This is a genomic window from Amycolatopsis sp. NPDC026612 (assembly GCF_040638285.1).
In the GTDB taxonomy this organism is placed as follows: Bacteria; Actinomycetota; Actinomycetes; order Mycobacteriales; family Pseudonocardiaceae; genus Amycolatopsis.
Genome location: NZ_JBEZYB010000039.1, coordinates 52,791 through 74,116, shown reverse-complemented (window position 1 = coordinate 74,116; position 21,326 = coordinate 52,791). Strand labels below are relative to the sequence as shown.

Sequence of the window (21,326 nt, the reverse complement as noted above, 5' to 3'; positions counted from 1 at the left end):
AAGAAAATCGGGCACTCAGCCATAAATCACCACATCGGGCGGGAACTTGCCGTCCAAATCGTGAGATCGTGGACAGATCACTGGGTTCGGCGTGGACCGAAGTATCGGGGCCCTACCCTGAGCCACCGGACCGACAACCTTCCCCCTCACGAGGTATCCGCCTGTGACTTCCTCCCCCCGCTCGCCGCTGGGCAAGCGCTACTGGCTGCTCCTCACCGCCTACGTCGTCTCGAACGTGGGGACCTGGATCTACCGGCTGACGCTGCCCCTGCTGGTCCTGCACCTGACCGGTTCGGCACTGCAGACCGCGGCCCTCTACGCGCTGGAGTACGGCCCCTTCCTCCTCCTGTCGCTGCCCGGCGGGGTCTGGGCGGACCGGTTCGACCGGAAGCGGCTGCTGATCGGCGGGGACGTCACCGCCGGGGTGATCGCGCTGGCGCTGGCGATCCTGGTCTCGGCAGGCTCGGCGGCCCTGCCCGCGATCTACGTGCTGGCGTTCCTGCTCGCGTGCGTCGAACCGGTCTACCACCCGGCCTTCCAGGGGCTGCTGCCCTCGATCGTGGCCGACTCGGAACTGGACCGGGCGAACGCGCTGATGCAGTCGAGCGACCAGATCATCAGCTTGGCCGGCCCGGTGCTCGCGGGTGGCCTCGTCACGTTGTTCGGCTACAGCACGGCGATCTACATCGACGCCGCCTCGTTCGCGGGCAGCGCGCTCGTCCTGCTGTTCCTCAAGCACGGCAGGGAGATCGCCGAAACCGCACCGGCCGAGCGGGGCGGGTTCGCCGGCGACCTCGCCGAAGCGTTCCGCTACATCGTCCGGGAGAACCGGCTGCTGCTGGTCGGGAGCCTGCTGTTCACCGGCACCAACTTCGGCATCTGGCTGATCCAGGCCAACCTGGTGTACTACCTGTCCACCTACCTGAGCCTGTCCTCGGCGCTGGTCGGCGTGGTGTTCGCCGCGCAGGGGGTCGGCGCGCTCGGCGGCGCGCTGGTCGCCCCCGCGGTGATCCGGCGGCTCGGCAACGGCCGCACGATCGTCTGCTCGACGATGGCCGCCGGGCTGCTCACCGGGCTGCTCGTCGTCTTCCGGGACGTCGTGGGCGTGAGCGTCGTGTCGGCCGCGGTTTTCGCCCTCGGCTCGATGAACGTCGTCTCGTGGTTCACCCTGCGCCAGCGGATCGTGCCCCGGGCGATGCTGGGGCGGGTGGTCGCCGCGACCCGCATGCTCGCGTTTTCCAGTATTCCGCTCGCTTCCCTCGTGGCCGGTGCGGCCGAAGACGCGCTGCACGACATGTACCTGGTGATCCTGGCCGGCGCCGCACTGCGGTTCCTGGTCGGCTTCGCCGGCTCGCGGACGTCCTTGGTGCGCTCGCGGGCCGGGACGACGGTCGAGGAGCCTGCGCCGTCGTGAACGGCTGACGGGGACTAAGGCTTGCGCAGGTCGGCGTCGGCCAGCGCGCGGACGACGTCGTCGCGGCGGGTGTCGCGGGTCGTCCGGTTGAGCTCGACGTGCAGGAACGGCGTGCCGCCGGCGGCCTGGCTCTGGACGTTCGTCGTCCCGGCCAGTCCGCGGCAGGGCTCGGCCCAGGCCCGGCGGACGCGGAACCCGGCCGCCGCGAGCCGGTCCGCCGCACGACGGGCCGCGTCGCCGGCCTCGGCGGCCCCGGCCGAGAGCACGACGTCGGCCGCGGGCAGGGTCCGGTCCTTGAAGCCGTGCAGCTGGACCTGGGGCAGGCCGCGCCGGGCCAGCAGCGTGGTGACGACGTGGAAGACGGTCCGCGTCTCGTGCGCGGGATCCTCCCGGCGCGGGTGGGCGCCCCCGACGGCCAGGACCGCGCCGGGCACCTGGCGGAAGAGCGCCAGGCCGATCAGCTCGGTCCGCAGGTCGGACGACGCGTGCGGCACCTCGATCACCAGCGACGGCGGCGCGGACCGGTCGATCGCGTAGAGCCCCCACGCCCGCTCGGTGCCGGGTTCCTGGACGGCGAGGGAGTCGCAGTCCACGGAAAACCCCAGGTCACCGAGGTGGTGCGGGGCCCGGTCGAGGAACGCGGCGAACCCGGCTTCGGCGGTCGCCAGCTCGGCGGCGGCCGGGCCGCGGTAGGGCTGCCGCGCGGACTGCGCGGCGGTGAAGCTCCGGAGCAGGGATTCCAAGCCACCAGATTACCGAGCACGGGCCAACGTCACCTTGACGCACCTCGACCGGCACCGGAGAGTGAGGGCGATACCCCCGCGTCGGCAGGTGGAGGAACCCGGTGGAAGTCCGGGGCGGTCCCGCCACTGTCACCGGAGAGAGGGATCTCTCCGGAAGCCAGGAACTCCCGCCGGCGCGCCCGTCTACCCGGGGCGCGGACCCCGAGGAGGAACCTCGTGATCCTGCTTCTGTCCACTTCGGACACCGACCTGCTCAGCGCCCGCTCGAGCGACCGCGAGTACCGGCTCGGCAACCCCGCCCGGCTCGACGTCGCCGAGCTGCCGGAGCTGCTCGACGGCGTCAAGATCGTCGTCGCGCGGATCCTCGGCACCCCGCGGACCTGGGCCGACGGGCTGGCCGCGCTGCGGGCGTCGGGCGCGCACGTCGTCGTGCTGGGCGGGGAGCAGACGCCGGACGCCGAGCTGATGGAGCTCTCGACCGTCCCGGCCGGCATCGCCGCCGAGGCCCACGCCTACCTCGCGCAGGGCGGCCCGGCGAACCTGACCCAGCTGCACCGGTTCCTCTCCGACACGCTGCTGCTCACCGGCGACGGCTTCGAGCCGCCCGCGGAGCAACCCGGGTGGGGGATCCTCGAGCGGCCTTCGCCGCCGGACGGCCCGGTCATCGGGATCCTGTACTACCGCGCCCACCACCTGTCCGGGAACACGGCGTTCGTGCACGCGCTGGCCGACGAGATCGAAGCCGCGGGCGGGCGCGCGTTGCCGATCTACTGTGCCTCGCTGCGGACGCGCGAGCCGGAAATGATGGCCGAGCTGGGCAAGGTCGACGCGCTGCTGGTGACGGTGCTCGCGGCCGGCGGCACCCGGCCGTCGGAGGCGGGCGCCGGCGGTGACGACGAGGCGTGGGACGTCGCCGAGATGGCCGCGCTCGACGTCCCGATCCTGCAGGCGCTGTGCCTGACCAGCGACCGCGAGACGTGGGCGGCGAACGACGACGGTCTCTCGCCGCTCGACGCCGGGAACCAGATGGCCGTGCCGGAGTTCGACGGACGGCTGATCACCGTGCCGTTCTCGTTCAAGGAGCTGGACGAAGACGGGCTGCCGCGGTACGTCCCGGACGCCGAGCGCGCGTCCCGGGTCGCGAAGATCGCCCTCGCGCACGCCCGCCTGCGGCACACGCCTCCGGCCGAACGCCGCATCGCGCTGATGCTGTCCGCATACCCGACGAAGCACTCCCGCGTCGGCAACGCGGTCGGGCTGGACACGCCCGCGTCGGTGATCGAGCTGCTGCGCCGGATGCGCGAAGCGGGCTATGACCTGGGACCGGACGCGTTCCCGGGCGTCGAGCCCACCGGCACCGACCAGCCTGATGGGGATGTGCTGATCCACGCGCTGATCGCCGCCGGCGGCCAGGACCCGGAGTGGCTCACGGAGGAACAGCTCGCCGGGAACCCCATCCGGGTGCCCGCGGCGCGCTACCAGGAGTGGTTCGACGCGCTCCCGGCCGAGCTGCGTGCGGGTGTCGAGGAGCACTGGGGCCCGGCGCCCGGCGAGCTGTACGTCGACCACGGCGACATCGTGCTGGCGTCGCTGCAGAGCGGCAACGCGATCATCATGATCCAGCCGCCGCGCGGGTTCGGCGAAAACCCCGTCGCGATCTACCACAACCCGGACCTGCCGCCGAGCCACCACTACCTGGCGGCGTACCGGTGGCTGGAAGAGGAGTTCGGCGCGCACGCCGTCGTCCACCTCGGCAAGCACGGGTCGCTGGAGTGGCTGCCCGGCAAGACATCGGGGCTTTCGGCGTCGTGCGCGCCGGACGCCGTGCTCGGGAACCTGCCGCTGGTCTACCCGTTCCTGATCAACGACCCCGGCGAGGGCGCGCAGGCGAAGCGGCGGGCGCACGCGACGATCGTCGACCACCTGATCCCGCCGATGGCTCGCGCGGAGTCCTACGGCGACCTGGCGCGGCTGGAGCAGCTGCTCGACGAGCACGCGAACATCGCGGCGATGGACCCGGCGAAGCTGCCGGCCGTGCGCCAGCAGATCTGGACGCTGATCCAGGCGGCGAAGCTGGACCACGACCTCGGTATCGAAGCGCGGCCGCACGACGCGGAGTTCGACGACTTCCTCCTGCACATCGACGGCTGGCTGTGCGAGGTCAAGGACGCGCAGATCCGCGACGGGCTCCACGTCCTGGGCGCGGCGCCGGTCGGCGAGGCCCGCGTCAACCTGGTGCTGGCGATGCTGCGCGCGTCCCAGATGTGGGGCGGCAAGCAGGGCGCGGTCCCGGGCCTGCGATCGGCGCTCGGCCTCAAGGAGAACGCGTCGATGTCCGAAGTGGACGCGGTCGAGAAGACGGCGCACGAGCTGGTCCGGACGATGGAGATGCGCTCGTGGGACGCGACGGCGGTCGCGTCGGTCGCCCCGGACGCCGGAGTCGCGCGGGTGCTTTCGTTCGCGGCGGAGGAAATCGTCCCGCGGCTGGCGGGCACTTCGGCCGAACTCGACGCCGTGCTGCACGCACTGGACGGCGGGTACATCCCCGCCGGGCCGAGCGGATCGCCGCTGCGCGGGCTGATCAACGTGCTGCCGACCGGGCGGAACTTCTACACCGTCGACCCGAAGGCCATCCCGAGCCGGCTCGCCTGGGAAACCGGGCAGGCGCTGGCGGATTCGCTGCTGCGCCGCTACCGCGACGACACGGGCGTCTGGCCGCGGTCGGTCGGGCTGTCGGTGTGGGGCACGTCGGCGATGCGGACCTCCGGCGACGACGCGGCGGAAGTCCTGGCGCTGCTGGGCGTCCAGCCGGTGTGGGACGAAGCTTCGCGGCGGGTCACGGGCATCGAAGCGATCCCGCTGACCGAGCTGGGCCGCCCGCGGATCGACGTGACGGTCCGGATCAGCGGGTTCTTCCGGGACGCGTTCCCGCACGTGATCGCCATGATGGACGACGCGGTGCGGCTGGTGGCCTCGCTGGACGAGCCCCTCGATGAGAACTTCGTCCGCGCGCACGTTTCGGCCGATCTGGCGGCGCACGGCGATGCCCGCCGCGCGACGACGCGGATCTTCGGCTCGAAGCCGGGCGCGTACGGCGCGGGCCTGCTGCCGCTGATGGAGTCGGGCAACTGGCGCGACGACAAGGACCTCGCGGAGGTGTACGCGGTGTGGGGCGGCTTCGCGTACGGCCGTGACCTCGACGGCCGCCCGGCGCGCGAGGACATGGAGAACTCCTACAAGCGCATCGTCGTGGCGGCGAAGAACACCGACACGCGCGAGCACGACATCGCGGACTCGGACGACTACTTCCAGTACCACGGCGGGATGATCGCGACGGTCCGCGCGCTGACGGGCGCGGCGCCGGCGTCCTACGTGGGCGACAGCACGTCGCCGGACGCGGTCCGCACGCGCACGCTGGGCGAGGAGACGGCCCGGGTGTTCCGGGCCAGGGTGGTCAACCCCCGCTGGCTGGCGGCCATGCGCCGGCACGGCTACAAGGGCGCGTTCGAACTGGCCGCCACGGTGGACTACCTGTTCGGCTTCGACGCCACGGCCGGCGTGGTCGGCGACTGGATGTACGAGAAGCTGACCGAGTCCTACGTGCTGGACGAGGTGAACCAGGAGTTCCTGCGCCAGGCCAATCCGTGGGCGCTGCGCGGCATCGTGGAACGGCTGAACGAGGCGGCGGACCGCGGGCTGTGGGAAGAGCCGGACCCGGAGCTGCTGGCGAAGATGCGCGAGGTCTACCTGTCCCTGGAGGGCGACCTCGAAGCGGAGTGACTGCAAGTGATCTGCAGGCCGCGGTGGCTACGCTCCCCCTTCCACCGAGGAAGGACGAAGACTTGAAGAAGGTACTCGGCGTAGCCGCCGCAGCACTGACCGCCGTGGTCTCTTTCGCGTCGCCGGCGTCGGCCGCCGATCACACGAAACACATGCACACCGGGGACGCCTACGGCAGCGTGACCGGCTGGAGCGGCGAAGGCGTGTTCACCGAGGAAGGCGACCGCGTCCACATCTGCGACACCGACGCCGACGGCCGAGGTGTCGCCATCTACGTCTACAAGGGCACGCCGGACACCGGCAACGTCCTGTACAGCATGCAGGTCGGCGGTGAGGGCAACTGCGTCACCAAGAGCGCCGCCGACGGCGGTGTCTACAACCTCCCCGAGAGCCGCGTCGGCTTCAAGTTCTGCCGGTACTGGGTGGCAGACAAGATCATCCACACCGGCGAGTGCAAGGACTACGACTTCCTCAACGACAACAGCTGACCGGAAACGCCCGGGAAACGCGGGTCCCGGTTGAGTGACGGCCATGATCACCGCCGCTCCCCCGAAGACCCGCTCCTGGGCGCTTCCGCTCGTCTGCCTCGGCGCCGCGCTCCTCTACGCCTGGAAGATCGGCGACGGCCAGGTCGGCAACACCTACTACTCGGCCGCCGTGAAGTCGATGACGAGCGGCTTCACCAACTTCCTCTTCGGCTCGTTCGACCCCTACGGCGTCGTCACCGTCGACAAACCGCCGCTCGCCCTGTGGCCGCAGGCGGTTTCGGTGCTGGTCTTCGGCTACCACGGCTGGGCCCTGCTGCTCCCCCAGGTGCTCGAAGGTGTCGCCGCGGTCTTCCTGCTGCACCGCACGGTCCGGATCCGGGCCGGCGAGAACGTCGCTCTCCTGGCCGCGGTGATCCTGGCGCTGACGCCGGTGACCGTGATCATCAACCGCGACAACAACCCGGACACCCTGCTCGTCCTCTTCCTGGTCGCGGCCGCGTACGCGCTCACCCGCGCGCTCGAAGACGGGCGCAAGTGGCTGTTCTGGTGCGCGTTCTTCGTCGGCTGCGGGTTCCTGACCAAGATGCTGCAGGCCTGGATCATCGTGCCGGCGCTGGTCGTCGCGTACCTCGCCGGGACGACCGGGCCGCTCGGCCGCCGTCTGCTCGACGTCCTCGGCGCGGGCGTCGTCCTGATCGTCTCGTCGTTCTGGTGGGTCGCCCTGTACGACTGGTGGCCCGGCACCAAGCCCTACCTGGGCGGCAGCAAGGACGGCAGCGCGTGGGACCTCGTCTTCGGCTACAACGGCTTCGGCCGTCTCTCCGGGCAGGGCGAGGGCGGCGGCATGGCGATCGTGCGCAACGGGCAGCTGACCATGTCGTCGTTCGGCGGCGATCCCGGGCCGGGCCGGATGTTCAACGACCTCGTCGGCGGCCAGATCTCCTGGTTGCTGCCGCCGGCGTTGATCATCCTGGCCGTGGTCGCGATCAGGCGGCCGGGAAACCACGCCGGCTGGCTGCTGTGGGGCGGGTGGCTGCTGGTGACGACCGCGGTCTTCAGCTTCGCGAGCGGCATCTGGCACCCGTACTACACGACGGCGATGGCGCCCGCGATCGCCGCCGTCTCGGCCGCCGGCCTGGCCCTGCTGTGGCGCGACCACCGGCGGACCGTCCTCCCGGCGGTGGTCGCGGTGGGCGCGGCCTGGGCGTTCGTCCTCACTTCGCGGGACACGTCGTTCCACGGCTGGACCCGCTGGGTGGTGCTCGGCACCGCGGCCGTCGCGGTCACCTGGCTGGTCGTGGCGCCGCGGCGCCGTGCTCTGGTCGCCGGGCTCGTGCCGCTGCTGCTCACGCCGGCCGTGTGGTCGTTCGCGGCAGCGCAAAGCACGTCGGCCGGGACGTTGCCCGCCGCCGGTCCCGCACCCGGGCCCGCCGGTCCCGCCGGGCTCGTCGCCGGTCCCGGGCCGATGCCGCCGCCGTCGTCCGGCGGGCCGCAGCCGCGGCTGGTGCTCTCGGGAGGTGGCGGCGACACCGCGAAGCTGACCGGCGAACAGCGGCGCATCCTCGGCTACGCCCGCCGGAACGGCACCGAGATCACCCTCGCGGTGAACGCCGAGGCGGGTGCGGTCGCGCCGTTCCTCATCGACTCCGACGCGCTGGTGATCGGCATGGGCGGGTTCGGCGGGCGCGACGACGCGCCGTCGGTCGCGCAGCTCGACCGCTGGCTCGCCGAAGGCAGGCTGAAGTTCGTGCTGAGCGGCGCCGGGCTGCGGCCCGTGCCGCCGCCCAGCCCGGCGCAGGCCGAACGTCAACGCTGGATCGAGCGGCACTGCGCGGTCGTCGACCCCGCCGCGTACGGCGGCCGGTCCGGCCCCGGCACCGGCCCGGGGCCGTCCGGTGGCGCGGACACGCTCTACCAGTGCCGCTAACGGCGAGGAAACACCGCCGCGGCGATCATCGGGGCATGCGGGTCCTGGTGGTGGAGGACGAGCCGATGCTCGCGGACGCGATCGCGGAGTGGCTGCGCGAGGAGTCGCACGCGGTCGACATCGCCCACGACGGCGCCGCGGCGCTCGACCGGATCGCCGTGCACGCCTACGACGTCGTCGTGCTCGACCGGGACCTGCCGGTCGTGCACGGCGACGACGTCTGCCGCCGGGTGGTCGCGTCGGGAGCGGCCACGCGGGTGCTGATGCTGACCGCGGCCGTGGAGGTCACCGACCGCGTCCGCGGGCTGTCCCTCGGGGCCGACGACTACCTGACGAAGCCGTTCGCCTTCCCGGAGCTGGTCGCGCGCATCCACTCGCTGGGCCGGCGCTCCCGCCCGGCCGCGCCGCCGATCCTGCGGCGCTCCGGCGTCACGCTCGACCCGGCGCGGCACGAGGTCGTCCGCGACGGGCACTACCTGGCACTGTCCAAAAAGGAGTTCGCGGTGCTCGCCGAGCTGCTGCTGGCCGACGGCGCCACCGTCTCGGCGGAGCAGCTGCTGGAGAAGGCGTGGGACGAGCACGCGGACCCGTTCACCGGCGTCGTCCGGCTGACCATCCTCAAGCTGCGCCGCAAACTCGGTGACCCGCCGCTGGTGGAGACGGTCACCGGCGTCGGCTACCGGCTCCGATGAGCCTCCGGCTGCGGCTGACCGTCCTGTACGGCGGCCTGTTCCTGCTGGCGGGCGTGGTGCTGCTGGGGGTCACGTACCTGCTGTTCACCCGCCAGGTCGGGCTGCGGGTGGCGGTGCTCTCGGGCAGCCCGCCGCCGGGCTCGCCGCCGTTGCCGCCGCTGGCGGCCTTCGACGAACAGGCCCGCCAGCTGCGCGCGGCGGCGGCGACGTCCCTGCTGACGCAGGGAGCGCTCGCGCTCGCGGCGGTGGCGGTGCTGGCGGCCGGGCTGGGCTGGCTGGTGGCGGGCCGGGCCCTGGCACCGTTGCGCCGGGTCACGGACACGGCACGCCGCATCGCGGCAGCGGCCGACCCGGGCGGCCAGGAACGCATCGCGCTGCCCGGGCCGGACGACGAGGTGAAGGACCTGGCCGACGCGTTCGACGTGATGGTGGAGCGCCTCGACCGGTCGTTCGACGCGCAGCGCCGGTTCGTGGCGAACGCGTCGCACGAGCTGCGCACTCCCCTCACCCTCAACCGATCCCTGGTCGAGGTGGCCATGCACCGCCGCACGGCGTCGCCCGACGTCCGGGAGCTCGGCACCAAGCTGCTGCGGATCAACGCCCGCCACGAGCGGCTGATCAGCGGATTGCTGCTGCTGGCCCGCTCGGAGAGCGCCCTGACCGAGCGCCGCCCGGTGGACCTGGCGGCGGTGGTCTCCCACGTGGCGCCCCCGGGCGTATCGGAGGACCTGCACGAGGCAACGGCCCTGGGCGACGCGCTGCTGCTGGAGCGGCTGGCGCACAACCTGCTGGAGAACGCGATCCGCCACAACACCGAGGAGGGCTGGGTCCGCGTGACGACCCGCACCCGGCCGGGAGCGGCGGAGCTGTCCGTGGCCAACAGCGGCCCGGTAATCCCGCCGACGGAGGTACCGGCCCTGTTCGACCCGTTCCACCGCCGCGCCCGAGTGGCCGCGGAGGGCGCGGGGCTGGGGTTGTCGATCGTCCGATCGGTGACCCACGCACACGGCGGCAAGGTCATCGCCACGGCGCGACCGGAGGGCGGGCTGGTCGTGGTGGTGACGCTGCCCGCGGGTTGAGTGCGGGGACGTCGGCTGGGCAGAGCCACGCTGGGCCCGCACCACGCCGCCGCCCGGCCCGGCCCGGGCGGGCCGTCGGCCCGGCGAGCTGGCGGGCTGGCGGGCTGGCGGGCTGGGGGACCGCACCCAGCCGCGCTACCGGGCCGCCGGACAGCCATCCTCCGGACGAATTTCGGATATTCCGGCGCTTTTCGCCCTCCTCCGCCCGGTTGGCGACCTTCGTTGCTTGACTTCGTTAATGGTCTAGTCCAATGATCTGTCCACCTCGAACCCCACCGGGAGGACAGCTCATGCGCAGGAGCAGACTGGCCGCCATCGGGCTCGCCGCCGCCACTTTTGCCGGGACCGCCGTCAGCCTCGTGCTCGGCGCGCCGTCGGCGACCGCGGCGTTGAGCAACAACTGGTACGCCGCGGCGCCGTACCTGATGCCCCAGAGCAACAACCCGCCCGATCCCGTCACCGTGATGAACGCGACCGGGCTCAAGGCGTTCCAGCTCGCGTTCATCCTCGCCCCGAACGGTGGCGGCTGCAGTCCCACCTGGGACGGCACGTCGGCGGTCTCCTCCGACACCGCCGTCGCGGGCGTGATCTCGCGGATCCGCGGCGCAGGCGGCGACGTCTCGGTGTCCGTCGGCGGGTATGGCGGCACAAAGCTCGGCCAGACCTGCGGCACGGTGGCCGCGACCGCCGCCGCGTACCAGCAGGTCATCACGAAGTACTCGCTCAAGGCGATCGACTTCGACCTCGAAGAGCCCGAGTACGAGAACACCGCCGCGATCGCGAACGAGCTCGGTGCCGCCAAGACGTTGCAGGCCAGCAACCCCGGCCTGTTCGTGTCGGTGACCATGCCGGGTACCGCGGCCGGTACCGGCTGGTTCGGCACGCAGCTGATCGACCAGGCGAAGTCGATCGGCTTCACGCCGAACAACTTCTCGATCATGCCGTTCGACGGGGGCTTCAACGGCGGTTCGTCGCAGGTGTCGGCTCTGGAAGCCCTGCACGGCCTGCTGATGTCGCACCTGGGCTGGGACAGCGCGACCGCGTACGCCCACGAGGGTTTCTCCGGTATGAACGGCAAGTCCGACGCGGCGGAGATGTTCTACACCTCGGACTTCCAGACGGTGTACGACTACGCGACCAGCCACGGCCTCGGCCGCTTCACGTTCTGGTCGGTCAACCGGGACCGCGCCTGCGTCGGCACGACCGACAACGGCGTCTGCAGCAACGTCCCGCAGAACGACTGGGACTTCACGAAGTTCAGCGTCCGCTTCGCCGGCGCGACCCCGCCGCAGACGACGCCCCCGGTGACGACGACCCCGACCACGCCGGGCGGCGGCTCCTGCACCGCGGCGGAGTGGGACCGGACGAAGGTCTACGTCAAGGACAACGTCGTCTCGCACAACAGTCACAAGTGGACGGCCAAGTGGTGGACGCAGGGCGAAGAGCCCGGCACGACCGGCGAATGGGGCGTCTGGCAGGACAGCGGCGCCTGTTAGCAGCTCAGAAGTCGAGGTGGGTGTTCTCGCGCTGGACCTCCGGGGTCAGCGCGGGCACCTCGACGACGTGCCGCCCGGCCTGCCGCAGCAGCTCGGTGCCCTGGGCGTCGACGAAGACCGGCGGCTCGCGCCAGGCGAACACGACCCGCGGGATCCCGGCGTCGAGGACGAGCTGGGTGCAGCTCCGCGGGTGGGAACTGCGGTGACTGCACGGTTCCAGTGAGCTGTACATCGTCGCCCCGGCCAGGCGCGGGTCGCCGGCGCACTTGGCCAGCGCGGCCTCTTCGGCGTGGTTGCCCGGGTCGCCTTCGCCGGAATGCCCGGTGGCGACGACCTCGCCGTCGGCATCGGTGATCACCGCGCCGACCCGGAAGGTGTGACTGGGCGGGCACTCGGCGGCGAGCGCGATGGCTTCCTTGAGGCGCTGGACGTCCCGGGCGGTCGGTTCGCCGGCGGCGCGGTACTCGAGGATCGCCATCCCCTGCAGTTCTTTCGCGCCGGTCAGGACGAGCGGCCGCGGGTAGAGGCCGGGCCCGACGAACCGCGGCGCGGCCGGCTGCCCCACGAAGGACGGCGCGATCGCGAGCCGCAGCTCGTCGGCGAGGCCTTCGGTGAGGAACCGCGTGTGGATCGCGCCGCCCCCCTCGACCAGCAGGTTCTCGATGCCGCGCGCGCCGAGGTCGTCGAGGATGCGCCCGAAGTCCGGCGGATCCCCCGCATCGACGACGGTGGCGACGTGCTTGAGCGCATCCGCGGCGCCAGGCGGCGCGTAGACGATCTTTTCGGTGTCCCCGACGGTGAAGAACTGCGCGTCCGGGTCGAGACCGCGGGTGGTCACGGTGACCTTGACGGGTTGTTCGGGCTTTCCCTGGTCCAGCCGTCCTTGCCGCAGCTCGGGAGCGCGGACGAGCAGCCGCGGGTTGTCGGCCCGCACTGTTCCGGCCCCGACGAAGATGGCGTCGGCTTCGGCCCGCAACCGGTCGACGACCGCGAAGTCGTCCTTTGTGGACAACACGAGCCGCTCGGGCGAGGTGTCGTCGAGGTAGCCGTCGAGCGACTGCGCGGCGGACAGCAGGACGTGCGGCCGGGAGATCACCCGGCCCAGTATGCCGTAACACCTCGGGCGATCCCCGCGTCCTACGACGTATCCCTGTCGAGCCCACCCCCGGAGCTGCGGAACATGACCACGCGAGGCTGGTACGAGGAACGGACCCTGACCACGGTCGACACCGTCGGCCGGGTGGTGTCGGTGACGACCGGGCTCACCCGCGACCCCGAAGGCCGCCTGGTCGCGGCGATCGCCATCAGCGACGGACCGACCGCGATCTACCGCTATTCCGGCGACACCGGCGAGCGGACCGAGCTGGTCGCCAACGCCGCGGGCACCGTCAGGGACCTTCGCAAGCTCACCGGCACGCCGCCCACGCGCTGAGGGTCCCGCCGATCGGCGGGACCGTCAGGTCTGCCCGGTTCAGGCGGGCAGGACGGCGTACTGGCGGACGTAGAGGTCCGTGTACGTCACCGGGCCGCGGGGGCCGGGGACCTTGTCGAGGTTGATGCCGGTTTCCGGAACCGCGAGCAGCTTGAAGCCGTCGAGGAGGCGGGTCGGGGCGTTCCAGAAGACGCCGGTGCCGGTGTAGCCGTCGAAGAAGGCGTCGGCGGCCGACTCGTCCTCGGTGGCGATGCCCGCCGCCAGGCCCGACGTCCGCTCGTTGGCGATCTCGACGGCGTCGGTGAGCGAGCCGACCTTGGCGACCGTGACGGTCGCTTCGCGGTCGGAGTCCAGCGCCCACTCGTAGCCGATGGGGTGCTCGTGCGGGGCCAGCGACGGCGTGACCCCGCGCTCGGCGAGCGCGTCCGAGATCGCGGGCCAGGCGTCGTCGTGGATGCTCTCGTGGATGAGCAGCAGGTTCAGCCGGTTGCAGACGCCCAGCCGGTCGAGGCTGGCGTAGACGAGGTCCCGTGCCTTGGTCACGTCCGCCCCGCGGTCGACGTACAGCACGCCGCCGCCGTCGGCGTGCGCGAGCGTGCGCACGCCGTGGACCGCCGCCTCGGTGGCCAGCGCCCGGGTGCTGTCCCCGCTGCCGCGCAGGATCACCAGCGGCACGAGGTCCGGCAGCCGCACGAGCGCGGACGCCGCCTCGCGCTCCACCCGCGGCACCAGCTGGACGCAGTCCGCGTCGATGCCCGCTTCGGCCAGCGCCGGTGCGATGACGACCTCACGCAGCCGCTGGGCCGAGCCGAGCGCGGCCGAGCCCGTGCGCAGCACCCCGCCGTTGCGCGACTTGACCAGCTGCGACGCCACATCGACGGTCACGTTCGGCCGCGCCTCGTAGTTCGCGCCGATGACGCCGACCGGACGCCGCCGTTCGACCAGCCGCAGCCCGCCGTCCAAGCTCGACACTTCGACCGAGCGCTCCTGGTGCGGGGCGCCGGCGAGCAGCCGCAGCTGCTCGGCCATGCCGGTGAGACGCTCCGGGGTGATGGTGAGCCGGTCGAGCAGGCCGGCGCTCATGCCGTCGGCCTTCGCGCGCTCGACGTCGGCCTGGTTCGCCTCGAGGATCTCGTCGCGGTGCGCGAGCAGCCGCTCCGCCATCCCGGTCAGCGCGGCATCGACGGCCTCGGCGCTCGCGGCGGCCAGCGACGGCGCGGCCAGCTTCGCCGCCCGTGCGCACTCCTCGACGGCCTTGGCGACCTCGTCCATCGTTCGTCTCCCTCCGCGCGACCAGCGAGAGACCAGTTTGCCGCATGCACCACCCCGGCCGGCCACGGGCTCCACCGCCGCCCACCCACGCGAACCGGCGGCGCCGGCCGATGCGACCGGAAACACCGGCCGCGGCCGGCGAGGGCGAACCCGCGGGCGCCCGACCTGGAGACCGACCGTCAGCGACACGCCCGAGCGCAGCGACGGCACCTTCGCGCCCACCGCAACCGCCGGCCACGACCGAGCCGAGCGCCCACCCGCGCCCGGCAGGCCTACGTGGCGACGGGCTCCAGGAGCCACAGCCCGCCGGCGAACAGGCAGCTGATCGTCGCCACGGCGAAGACCAGGACCCACAGCACCGGCGGGACCGCGGTGAGGCGGCCCAGCTGGTCGGCGTCGGAGTCACGGGCCTGGCCGCGCCGCCGCTTGATCTGCAGCTCTGCCACCGGCCGCACGCCGCCGAACAGCAGGAACCACGTCAGGAGGTAGCTGAACGGGGCCTGCACCTCGACCGGCGCCACGAACGCCACGAGCGCGAGCACCGCGGCACTGGCGACGACGGTGAACACCCCGTAGGCGTTGCGCACCATCACCAGCACGCCGAGCAGCAGCAGCGCGATCAGGACGAGAACCGTGCCGACCAGGTCGGCGCCCAGCAGGCTGGCGAACAGCAGCCCCAGCACGGACGGCGCCAGGTACCCGGCCATCGCGGTGAACGCCATGCCCGGCCCGTCGGGCTTCCCGCGCGAGACGGTGACGCCCGAGGTGTCCGAGTGCAGCTTGATGCCCTGCAGGCGCCGTCCGACCAGCACCGCGGCCAGCGCGTGGCCGGCCTCGTGCACCATCGTGACGACGTTGCGCGCCCGCCGCCAGAGCGTCCCGCCGGCCAGCACGACCAGCAGCGCCACCCCACCGGCGACCAGGGTGATCACCGCGGGCGTCTGGGCCTGTTCGAGCAGCGAACCGGCCGGCGAGGGGTCGGTGGCGGCAGCCGCGCGGAAGGTCGGCAGGGCGTCACCGGCCGGGCCGCCGAGTGCGAAATGAACGGGCAGGCTCACCCGGATACCTCACCACAGGCGATATCTGGCTACGGTGAGTCCCCACCGTGCGCCGACTCGCGGCTTCCGGTATTGGGTCGTTGCGGTCTCCTTTCCGTCGGTGTGACCGGCGTGGCAGCCGAGCCTGCACCGGGGGCACCGGGTACGGCGGCTCAGGTCATCGCGACTCCCGCATCCGGGCCTCGCCCTCGACCCGGAACAGGAACGACACCCAGCTCCGGAACGGCGCCCAGGCCTCCGCGATCTCCGCCAGCTCCGCGGCTCCCGCGTCCGGGAGGTGGTACGCCTCGCGCATGATCTCGTGGAGGCGGCTTTCGCCGCGGGGGAAGACGTCGGGGTGACCGGCGCCGCGGATCAGGATCAGCTCCGCGCTGAACCGGCCGATCCCCGGCAGCAGCTGCAGCTGCTTCAGCGCCTCTTCGGCCGGCATCGCCCGCAACGCGGCCGCGTCCAGCAGCCCCGCGGCCGCCGCCTCGGCGATGGTCCGCAGGCGCTGCACCTTCGGGCCCGCCAGCCCCGGCAGGTACTCCAGCTCCGCCAGGACGGCGGGCGCCGGGAACGCCCAGAGCCTGCGCCCGCCGACCTCGACCTCGGCGCCGTCGCGCTCGGTGAGCCGACGGCGCAGCCGGACCGCCTGCGTCATCCAGATCCGGTGGCTCAGCACCGCCCAGCAAGCCGCCTCGTACGGCGACGCGAACAGGACGGGGCGCAATCCCGGGTGCAGCTCCTGCAGCAGCGAAACGACCGGATCCCGGGTGCCCGCCTCCGGGAACGCCGTGCCGTCGACATCCAGCGAACACATCCTCCGCACCTGCTCCACCACCGCTTCGGCGTGCTCGGCGGGGCCGTGGACCTCGACCACCACCTCGCCGGGGGATCTCTGCCGCAGCACCGCTCCCACCGGCGTCCATTCGCCGTCGAGCGCGAAGGCCACGCGGAGCACGCCCGGCTCCGCCTCCGGCTGCCCGGCAGGGGCGAAGCCGGTCAGGAACCGGGCCGCCGCGGCCAGGTCGAACTCTCCGCGCACCGCGAGCTGGGCGCATGGGCGGGAAATCGCCATCGTCGTCATCTCTCCTCCTCGGATCGGGAACCTCGGCTGCGACGTTAGGAGGGACCACCGACAATTTCGGAACGTCGAACGCCTGAGCCCGGCTTTGTTCACACGATCGAGTGGCGCGGCGACGCGCGGACGCGGTGCACCTTCCCGCGAAGAATCCACAGTGGACAGTGTCTGCTGCTTCGCGCTCCCCATGTTCGCCGAGCTGCAGACCGCGTCGGACCAGATCACCGAACGGTACGCCGGCGTCACGCGGATCGTGGCGGCCGGCTCGGCTGAGCGCCGCGGATTGTCGGGGGTGGCGGTTAGCATCGGCCCATGACCAACGCCGAACCCGTCCCGCCCGACGACAGCTACCTGCGTTCCCTGGTCGAGGCCACCGCCGACGCCGTCGCGGCCGCCGAACCGCTGTCTTCCCCGCACACCGGCGCGGACGAGGCGACGCGGGCCGAAGTGACCTCCGCGGTCGAGCGCAGCTCACCCGACCTGGTGACGTTGAGCCAAGATCTGCACGCCCATCCCGAAGAGGGGTTCGCCGAACACCGGTCGGTGCGCGCCTTGGCCGACCTCCTGGCACGCCACGGTCACGAGGCCGCCGTCGGCGTCGGCGGGCTCGACACCGCGCTGCGGGTCAGCACGCCGGGCACCGGCCCGCACATCGCCGTCCTCGCCGAATACGACGCGCTGCCCGGGCTGGGTCACGCCTGCGGCCACAACATCATCTGCAGCACCGCCGCGGGAGGTTTCCTCGGCGCCGCGGCCGTCGCCGAGCGCCTCGGCGGCCGCGTCAGCCTCATCGGCACACCCGCCGAGGAAGGCGGCGGTGGCAAGGAGATCCTCGCCCGCGCCGGCGTGTTCGACGACGTGGACGCGGTGATCATGCTGCACCCGTTCAGCCACGACATCGCGCTGCACCCGTTCCTCGGGCGCCGCCAGCTGGAGATGGTCTTCCACGGTGTCGGCGCACACGCTTCGGCGCAGCCGTTCATGGGCCGCAACGCGCTCGACGCCGCCGTCGCCGCGTACCAGGGCGTCTCCGCCCTGCGCCAGCAGCTGCCGCAGAGCGACCGCGTCCACGGCGTGTTCACCGACGGCGGCGCCCGCCCCAACGTCATCCCGGCCCGCGCCGCGCTCCTGTTCTACCTGCGGTCCCAGAGCCCGGCGACCCTGCGTGACCTCGCCGCCCGCATGACGTCGATCGCGGAAGGCGCCGCGGCGATGACCGGCTGCGGCGTCGAGCTGATCTGGGACGCCCAAGCCCCCTACCTGCCGATCCGGTTCAACACCGCGCTCGCCGGGCGCTGGTCGGTCAACCAGGTGGGCACCGGCCGCAAGCCACTTCCGCCGGGCATCGTGCCGGAGTCGCTCACGGGGTCGACCGACCTGGGCAACCTCTCCTACCGGATGCCTGCGCTGCACCCGATGCTCGCCGTTTCGGGACCGACCGTTGCGTTGCACACCAAGGAATTCGCGGCCGCGGCCGCATCGGAGACGGGCGACGCCGGCGTCCGCGACGGTGCACTGGGCCTGGCCCTGACCGCCGCCGACTACCTCGGCGACGCCGAACTGCGGAAGGCGGTGCACGACGAGTTCGAGGCGGCGGGAGGAGCGCTGGACGTCCCGTCGTTCTTCGCCTGACACTGAGGAACAGCTGAGTTTTCTCAGCTGATTCTTCTCAGCAAAGCCTGAGGGATTTCCACAGGCTGCTCACAAGCACAGGCGCGAATCTAGTGCCATGACCGAGAACGAGAGTCGGCCCGGCCCCGCCTCAACCGGTGGGCACCAGCCGCACCAGCACACCCAGCAGTACGGGCCGTACGCGCAGTACGCCTACCAGCAGCAGGCCGCGCCGAATCCGCTCTTCACCCCGCAGCCGCAGGGTCCCGAGGCCCCCACGGCGCTGAAGACCAAGCCGCGCCGGGGCGGCCGCGTCGCGATGATCGTCAGCGCGACCGCGCTCGGCGCCGCGCTGGTCGGCGGCGTCGGCGGCGCGGCGATCGTCGGGCTCACGACGAGCTCGGCGGACGGCGCGACGACGTCGGTGAGCACGCCGGCCGCGAACGGGCAGACGGTCTCGAACTCGACCTCCGGCGACGTCAGCGCCGTCGCGGCGAAGGTGACGCCGAGCGTGGTCCAGATCAACGTCACGACCGACCAGGGCGAGGCCATCGGCTCCGGCGTCATCCTCACCCCGGACGGCCGGATCCTGACCAACGCGCACGTCGTCAACGGTGCCCAGAACGTCGTCATCACCACGTCCGACGGCAAGAAGTACCAGGCCAGCGTGGTCGGCGCGGACACCAAGGCGGACATCGCGGTGGTCCAGGCCCAGAACGCCAGCGGCTTGGCGGCTGCATCATTGGGTGACTCGAGCAAGCTGGCCGTCGGCCAGGAGGTGGTCGCGATCGGCTCGCCGGGCGGCCTGCAGAACACCGTCACCACCGGCATCGTCAGCGCACTGAACCGGAACCTGTCCGACATCGGGCAGGGCGAGCAGCAGCAGCGCTCGCCGTTCAGCCGCACGTCGAACCAGAGCAGCGACGCGCCCAGCTACACCGCGATCCAGACCGACGCCGCGATCAACCAGGGCAACTCCGGCGGCGCGCTGGTCGACGCCCAGGGCAACGTGATCGGGATCAACTCGGCGCTGTACAGCCCGTCGGCGTCGGCCAACGGCGCGGCGGGCAGCGTCGGGATCGGCTTCGCCATCCCGATCAACGACGCCAAGAAGATCGTCGACCAGATCGTGAACAACTAGGACGCGGACGGGCCGTGGTCGGGGCGGCCCGTCCCCCGCTCTGCGGGGAGCGGGAACACGCGAAGGCCGTTTCGAGAGTCGATCGGGGACTCCCGAAACGGCCTTCGTGCTGGTCAGAGCGTGTAAGCGAGGGTGAACAGGTGGTTCTTTTCCTCGTCGATCCCGATGCTCGCCGTGCCGGCGATCCCGGCCAGTTCACCGAAGCCCGAGCCGGTCAGGATCTTCAGTGCCAGGCCGCTGTCGTCGGCCGAATGGTGCAGGACGAAGCCGCCCTTGCGGCCGTCGACCGAGACCTCGAGACGTTCGAAGCCGACGTACGCGCGCGAAGTCGCGTTGGACGCCGTCAGCATCTCGACGGTGCTGGTCCCCTCGACCGCGCCGGTGAACGTCTTGCCGATCGCCACCCGGGCGAACTCGGTGCCCGAGGCTTCGTCGGTCGCCTGCGGCTCCCAGGTGCCGACGACGAACGAAGCGGTGGCGGTGCTGGTCATGGGTCGTTTCCCCTTGTCTTCGCGGTGCGGTTCCCCGTCAGCGTGACAGCGATACCTGACAGCTCGCGTCAGGTATTCCTCACCGTCGCCGGTTGCCGAACAGCCCGCGCGTGATCTCCCGGCCCAGCGCGCTCGCCGCGGACCGCATGAACGACTTCACGGCCGGGTTCTTCATGGCCGACTCAAGGAAGCCCGGTTCGTCCTTTTCGGGCACGGGAGCCGGCGCATCGGGAGCGGGCTCGGACGCCGGAGCGGCGGCGACCTTCGCGGCCAGCTTCTCGTAGGCCGACTCCCGGTCGATCGTTTCGGCGTACTTCGCGTGCAGGTCCGAAGACGCGACGGCCACGGAGACGGCGTCCTCGCCGATCGAACCCATCTTCGATCGCGGCGCACGCAGCCGCGTCCACGCCACCGGCGTCGGCGCACCCCGTTCCGACAGCACCGTGACGACGGCCTCGCCGATGCCCAGGGACGTCAACGCCGTGTCGAGCTCGTAGAACTTCGTCTTCGGGTAGGTCTTCACTGTCTTGGCGAGCGCCGCCTGGTCGTCCGGGGTGAACGCCCGCAGCGCGTGCTGGATCCGCGCGCCGAGCTGCGAGAGCACGGCGTTCGGGACGTCCGTGGGCAGCTGCGTGCAGAAGAACACGCCGACACCCTTCGACCGGATCAGCTTCACGGTCTGCTCGATCCGCTCCAGGAACGCCTTCGACGCGTCGTTGAACAGCAGGTGCGCCTCGTCGAAGAAGAACACCAGCTTCGGCTGGTCGAGATCGCCCTCTTCGGGCAGCTCCTCGAACAGCTCGGCCAGCAGCCACATCAGGAACGTCGAGAACAACGCGGGTTTCGCCTGGAGGTTGTCCAGTTCGAGCAGGGTCACGACGCCCTTGCCGCCGACCTGACGCATGAGGTCGTGCACGTCCAGCTCAGGCTCGCCGAAGAAGTCTTCGCCGCCTTGGGCCTCCAGATTGGACAACGCACGCAGGATCACCCCGGCCGTCGCCGCCGAGACCCCGCCGATGCCCTTGAGGTCTTCCTTGCCCTCGTCGCCCGTGAGGTGCGTGATCACCGACCGGAGGTCCTTTGTGTCCAGCAGCGCCAGGCCGCGCTGGTCGGCCCAGTGGAAGATCAGCCCGAGCGTCGACTCCTGCGTCTCGTTCAGCCCCAGCACCTTCGCCAGCAGGACCGGCCCGAAGCTCGTGATCGTCGCCCGGATCGGCGACCCCTTCCCGCCGGTGCCCAGCGACAGGAACTGGACGGGGAACGCCGTGCCCGCCCAGTCATCGCCGAGCTCCTGCGAGCGCTTCGTGACCTTGTCGTTCGCCTCCCCGGCCGCGGCCAGCCCGGACAGGTCGCCTTTGACGTCGGCGAGCACCACCGGCACCCCGGCCGCCGACAGCTGCTCCGAGATCAGCTGCACCGTCTTCGTCTTGCCCGTCCCGGTCGCCCCCGCGACCAGCCCGTGCCGGTTCAGCGTCGCCAACGGCAGGCGCACAGCAGCCGCCGCGTCCACCTGCCCGTCGACCACCACCGCACCCAGCTCCAGCGCGGCACCCTCACTCGCGTAACCAGCGGCGATCTCCCGCGCCGGCGACTCCTGCTCGGTCACTGCCCGCTCCCCGATCTGTGTCCTGCACCACAT

The 21,326-nt window shown here is 71.9% G+C and carries 17 protein-coding genes and 1 riboswitch; of the genes, 10 read left to right on the top strand and 7 right to left on the bottom strand.

The features are described from left to right. The first annotated feature begins 163 nt into the window (after positions 1-163). Complete coding sequence (locus tag AB0F15_RS29070) at positions 164-1,414, top strand: MFS transporter (protein ID WP_360276919.1); 1,251 nt, start codon at positions 164-166, stop codon at positions 1,412-1,414. Positions 1,415-1,428: 14 nt separating this feature from the next. Here the strand turns inward: AB0F15_RS29070 and AB0F15_RS29065 are convergent, their stop codons facing one another. Beyond that, entirely contained in the window at positions 1,429-2,157 is a 729-nt protein-coding gene (locus AB0F15_RS29065) for a hypothetical protein (RefSeq protein WP_360276916.1), read from the bottom strand. A 91-nt stretch (positions 2,158-2,248) separates the two neighbouring features. Continuing rightward, positions 2,249-2,324: riboswitch (cobalamin riboswitch) on the top strand. Positions 2,325-2,373: 49 nt separating this feature from the next. Here AB0F15_RS29065 and cobN point away from each other — a divergent pair. The 6 genes from cobN to AB0F15_RS29035 all read left to right on the top strand — a co-directional run bounded on the left by cobN (position 2,374) and on the right by AB0F15_RS29035 (position 11,619). Continuing rightward, a complete protein-coding gene (gene cobN / locus AB0F15_RS29060) occupies positions 2,374-5,937 on the top strand; it encodes a cobaltochelatase subunit CobN (RefSeq protein WP_360276913.1) in 3,564 nt (1,187 codons plus the stop codon). Between the two features lie 62 nt (positions 5,938-5,999). Beyond that, positions 6,000-6,425, top strand: coding sequence for a hypothetical protein (locus AB0F15_RS29055; protein ID WP_360276911.1), 426 nt, complete (start codon positions 6,000-6,002; stop codon positions 6,423-6,425). Positions 6,426-6,468: 43 nt separating this feature from the next. Further along, complete coding sequence (locus AB0F15_RS29050) at positions 6,469-8,352, top strand: glycosyltransferase family 39 protein (RefSeq protein WP_360276909.1); 1,884 nt, start codon at positions 6,469-6,471, stop codon at positions 8,350-8,352. A gap of 35 nt (positions 8,353-8,387) precedes the next feature. Beyond that, positions 8,388-9,044 (top strand): response regulator transcription factor, encoded by a 657-nt coding sequence (locus tag AB0F15_RS29045; RefSeq protein ID WP_360276907.1) that lies wholly within the window; start codon positions 8,388-8,390, stop codon positions 9,042-9,044. Further along, on the top strand, positions 9,041-10,123 hold the full coding sequence (locus AB0F15_RS29040; RefSeq protein ID WP_360276904.1) for an ATP-binding protein: 1,083 nt from the start codon (positions 9,041-9,043) through the stop codon (positions 10,121-10,123). The genes AB0F15_RS29045 and AB0F15_RS29040 overlap by 4 nt, the downstream gene beginning before the upstream one ends. Positions 10,124-10,413: 290 nt before the next feature. After that, positions 10,414-11,619 (top strand): chitinase, encoded by a 1,206-nt coding sequence (locus tag AB0F15_RS29035; protein WP_360276902.1) that lies wholly within the window; start codon positions 10,414-10,416, stop codon positions 11,617-11,619. 4 nt (positions 11,620-11,623) lie between these two features. On the opposite strand, the gene AB0F15_RS29030 is transcribed toward AB0F15_RS29035, so the two are convergent. Then, positions 11,624-12,715 carry a dihydrofolate reductase family protein gene (locus tag AB0F15_RS29030; RefSeq protein WP_360276899.1) on the bottom strand — a complete coding sequence of 364 codons (1,092 nt, stop codon included), beginning with the start codon at positions 12,713-12,715 and terminating at the stop codon, positions 11,624-11,626. 84 nt (positions 12,716-12,799) lie between these two features. On the opposite strand from AB0F15_RS29030, the gene AB0F15_RS29025 reads away from it, so the two are divergent. Beyond that, positions 12,800-13,051: a hypothetical protein gene (locus AB0F15_RS29025; protein ID WP_360276896.1), complete on the top strand. Its 252-nt coding sequence runs from the start codon at positions 12,800-12,802 to the stop codon at positions 13,049-13,051. Between the two features lie 39 nt (positions 13,052-13,090). Here AB0F15_RS29025 and AB0F15_RS29020 read toward each other — a convergent pair whose 3' ends face one another. The 3 genes from AB0F15_RS29020 to AB0F15_RS29010 form a co-directional block, all read right to left on the bottom strand. Continuing rightward, positions 13,091-14,323, bottom strand: coding sequence for an aldehyde dehydrogenase family protein (locus tag AB0F15_RS29020; protein WP_360276893.1), 1,233 nt, complete (start codon positions 14,321-14,323; stop codon positions 13,091-13,093). A gap of 272 nt (positions 14,324-14,595) precedes the next feature. Further along, positions 14,596-15,381, bottom strand: coding sequence for a M50 family metallopeptidase (locus AB0F15_RS29015; protein WP_360276890.1), 786 nt, complete (start codon positions 15,379-15,381; stop codon positions 14,596-14,598). 157 nt (positions 15,382-15,538) lie between these two features. Continuing rightward, positions 15,539-16,450 carry a DNA-3-methyladenine glycosylase 2 family protein gene (locus tag AB0F15_RS29010; RefSeq protein ID WP_360276888.1) on the bottom strand — a complete coding sequence of 304 codons (912 nt, stop codon included), beginning with the start codon at positions 16,448-16,450 and terminating at the stop codon, positions 15,539-15,541. 306 nt (positions 16,451-16,756) lie between these two features. Here AB0F15_RS29010 and AB0F15_RS29005 point away from each other — a divergent pair, with 306 nt between their 5' ends. Together AB0F15_RS29005 and AB0F15_RS29000 are read left to right on the top strand one after the other, a co-directional pair. Further along, positions 16,757-18,076, top strand: a complete 1,320-nt coding sequence (locus AB0F15_RS29005; protein WP_360276886.1) for a M20 family metallopeptidase — start codon at positions 16,757-16,759, stop codon at positions 18,074-18,076. A 97-nt stretch (positions 18,077-18,173) separates the two neighbouring features. Continuing rightward, on the top strand, positions 18,174-19,196 hold the full coding sequence (locus AB0F15_RS29000) for a trypsin-like peptidase domain-containing protein (RefSeq protein ID WP_360276884.1): 1,023 nt from the start codon (positions 18,174-18,176) through the stop codon (positions 19,194-19,196). Between the two features lie 113 nt (positions 19,197-19,309). Here the strand turns inward: AB0F15_RS29000 and AB0F15_RS28995 are convergent, their stop codons facing one another. After that, entirely contained in the window at positions 19,310-19,687 is a 378-nt protein-coding gene (locus AB0F15_RS28995) for a DUF3224 domain-containing protein (protein WP_360276881.1), read from the bottom strand. Positions 19,688-19,766: 79 nt separating this feature from the next. Beyond that, positions 19,767-21,326 (bottom strand): helicase HerA-like domain-containing protein, encoded by a 1,560-nt coding sequence (locus AB0F15_RS28990; protein ID WP_360276878.1) that lies wholly within the window; start codon positions 21,324-21,326, stop codon positions 19,767-19,769.

What these genes read in the sequence shown, in the direction of transcription:
- AB0F15_RS29050 (WP_360276909.1), top strand. Translation starts at nt 6,469, where the DNA reads ATGATCACCGCCGCTCCCCCGAAGACCCGCTCCTGGGCGCTTCCGCTC.
- AB0F15_RS29045 (WP_360276907.1), top strand. Translation starts at nt 8,388, where the DNA reads ATGCGGGTCCTGGTGGTGGAGGACGAGCCGATGCTCGCGGACGCGATC.
- AB0F15_RS29040 (WP_360276904.1), top strand. Translation starts at nt 9,041, where the DNA reads ATGAGCCTCCGGCTGCGGCTGACCGTCCTGTACGGCGGCCTGTTCCTG.
- AB0F15_RS29035 (WP_360276902.1), top strand. Translation starts at nt 10,414, where the DNA reads ATGCGCAGGAGCAGACTGGCCGCCATCGGGCTCGCCGCCGCCACTTTT.
- AB0F15_RS29025 (WP_360276896.1), top strand. Translation starts at nt 12,800, where the DNA reads ATGACCACGCGAGGCTGGTACGAGGAACGGACCCTGACCACGGTCGAC.
- AB0F15_RS29020 (WP_360276893.1), bottom strand. Translation starts at nt 14,323, where the DNA reads ATGGACGAGGTCGCCAAGGCCGTCGAGGAGTGCGCACGGGCGGCGAAG.
- AB0F15_RS29010 (WP_360276888.1), bottom strand. Translation starts at nt 16,450, where the DNA reads ATGACGACGATGGCGATTTCCCGCCCATGCGCCCAGCTCGCGGTGCGC.
- AB0F15_RS29005 (WP_360276886.1), top strand. Translation starts at nt 16,757, where the DNA reads ATGACCAACGCCGAACCCGTCCCGCCCGACGACAGCTACCTGCGTTCC.
- AB0F15_RS29000 (WP_360276884.1), top strand. Translation starts at nt 18,174, where the DNA reads ATGACCGAGAACGAGAGTCGGCCCGGCCCCGCCTCAACCGGTGGGCAC.
- AB0F15_RS28995 (WP_360276881.1), bottom strand. Translation starts at nt 19,687, where the DNA reads ATGACCAGCACCGCCACCGCTTCGTTCGTCGTCGGCACCTGGGAGCCG.
- AB0F15_RS28990 (WP_360276878.1), bottom strand. Translation starts at nt 21,326, where the DNA reads ATGTGGTGCAGGACACAGATCGGGGAGCGGGCAGTGACCGAGCAGGAG.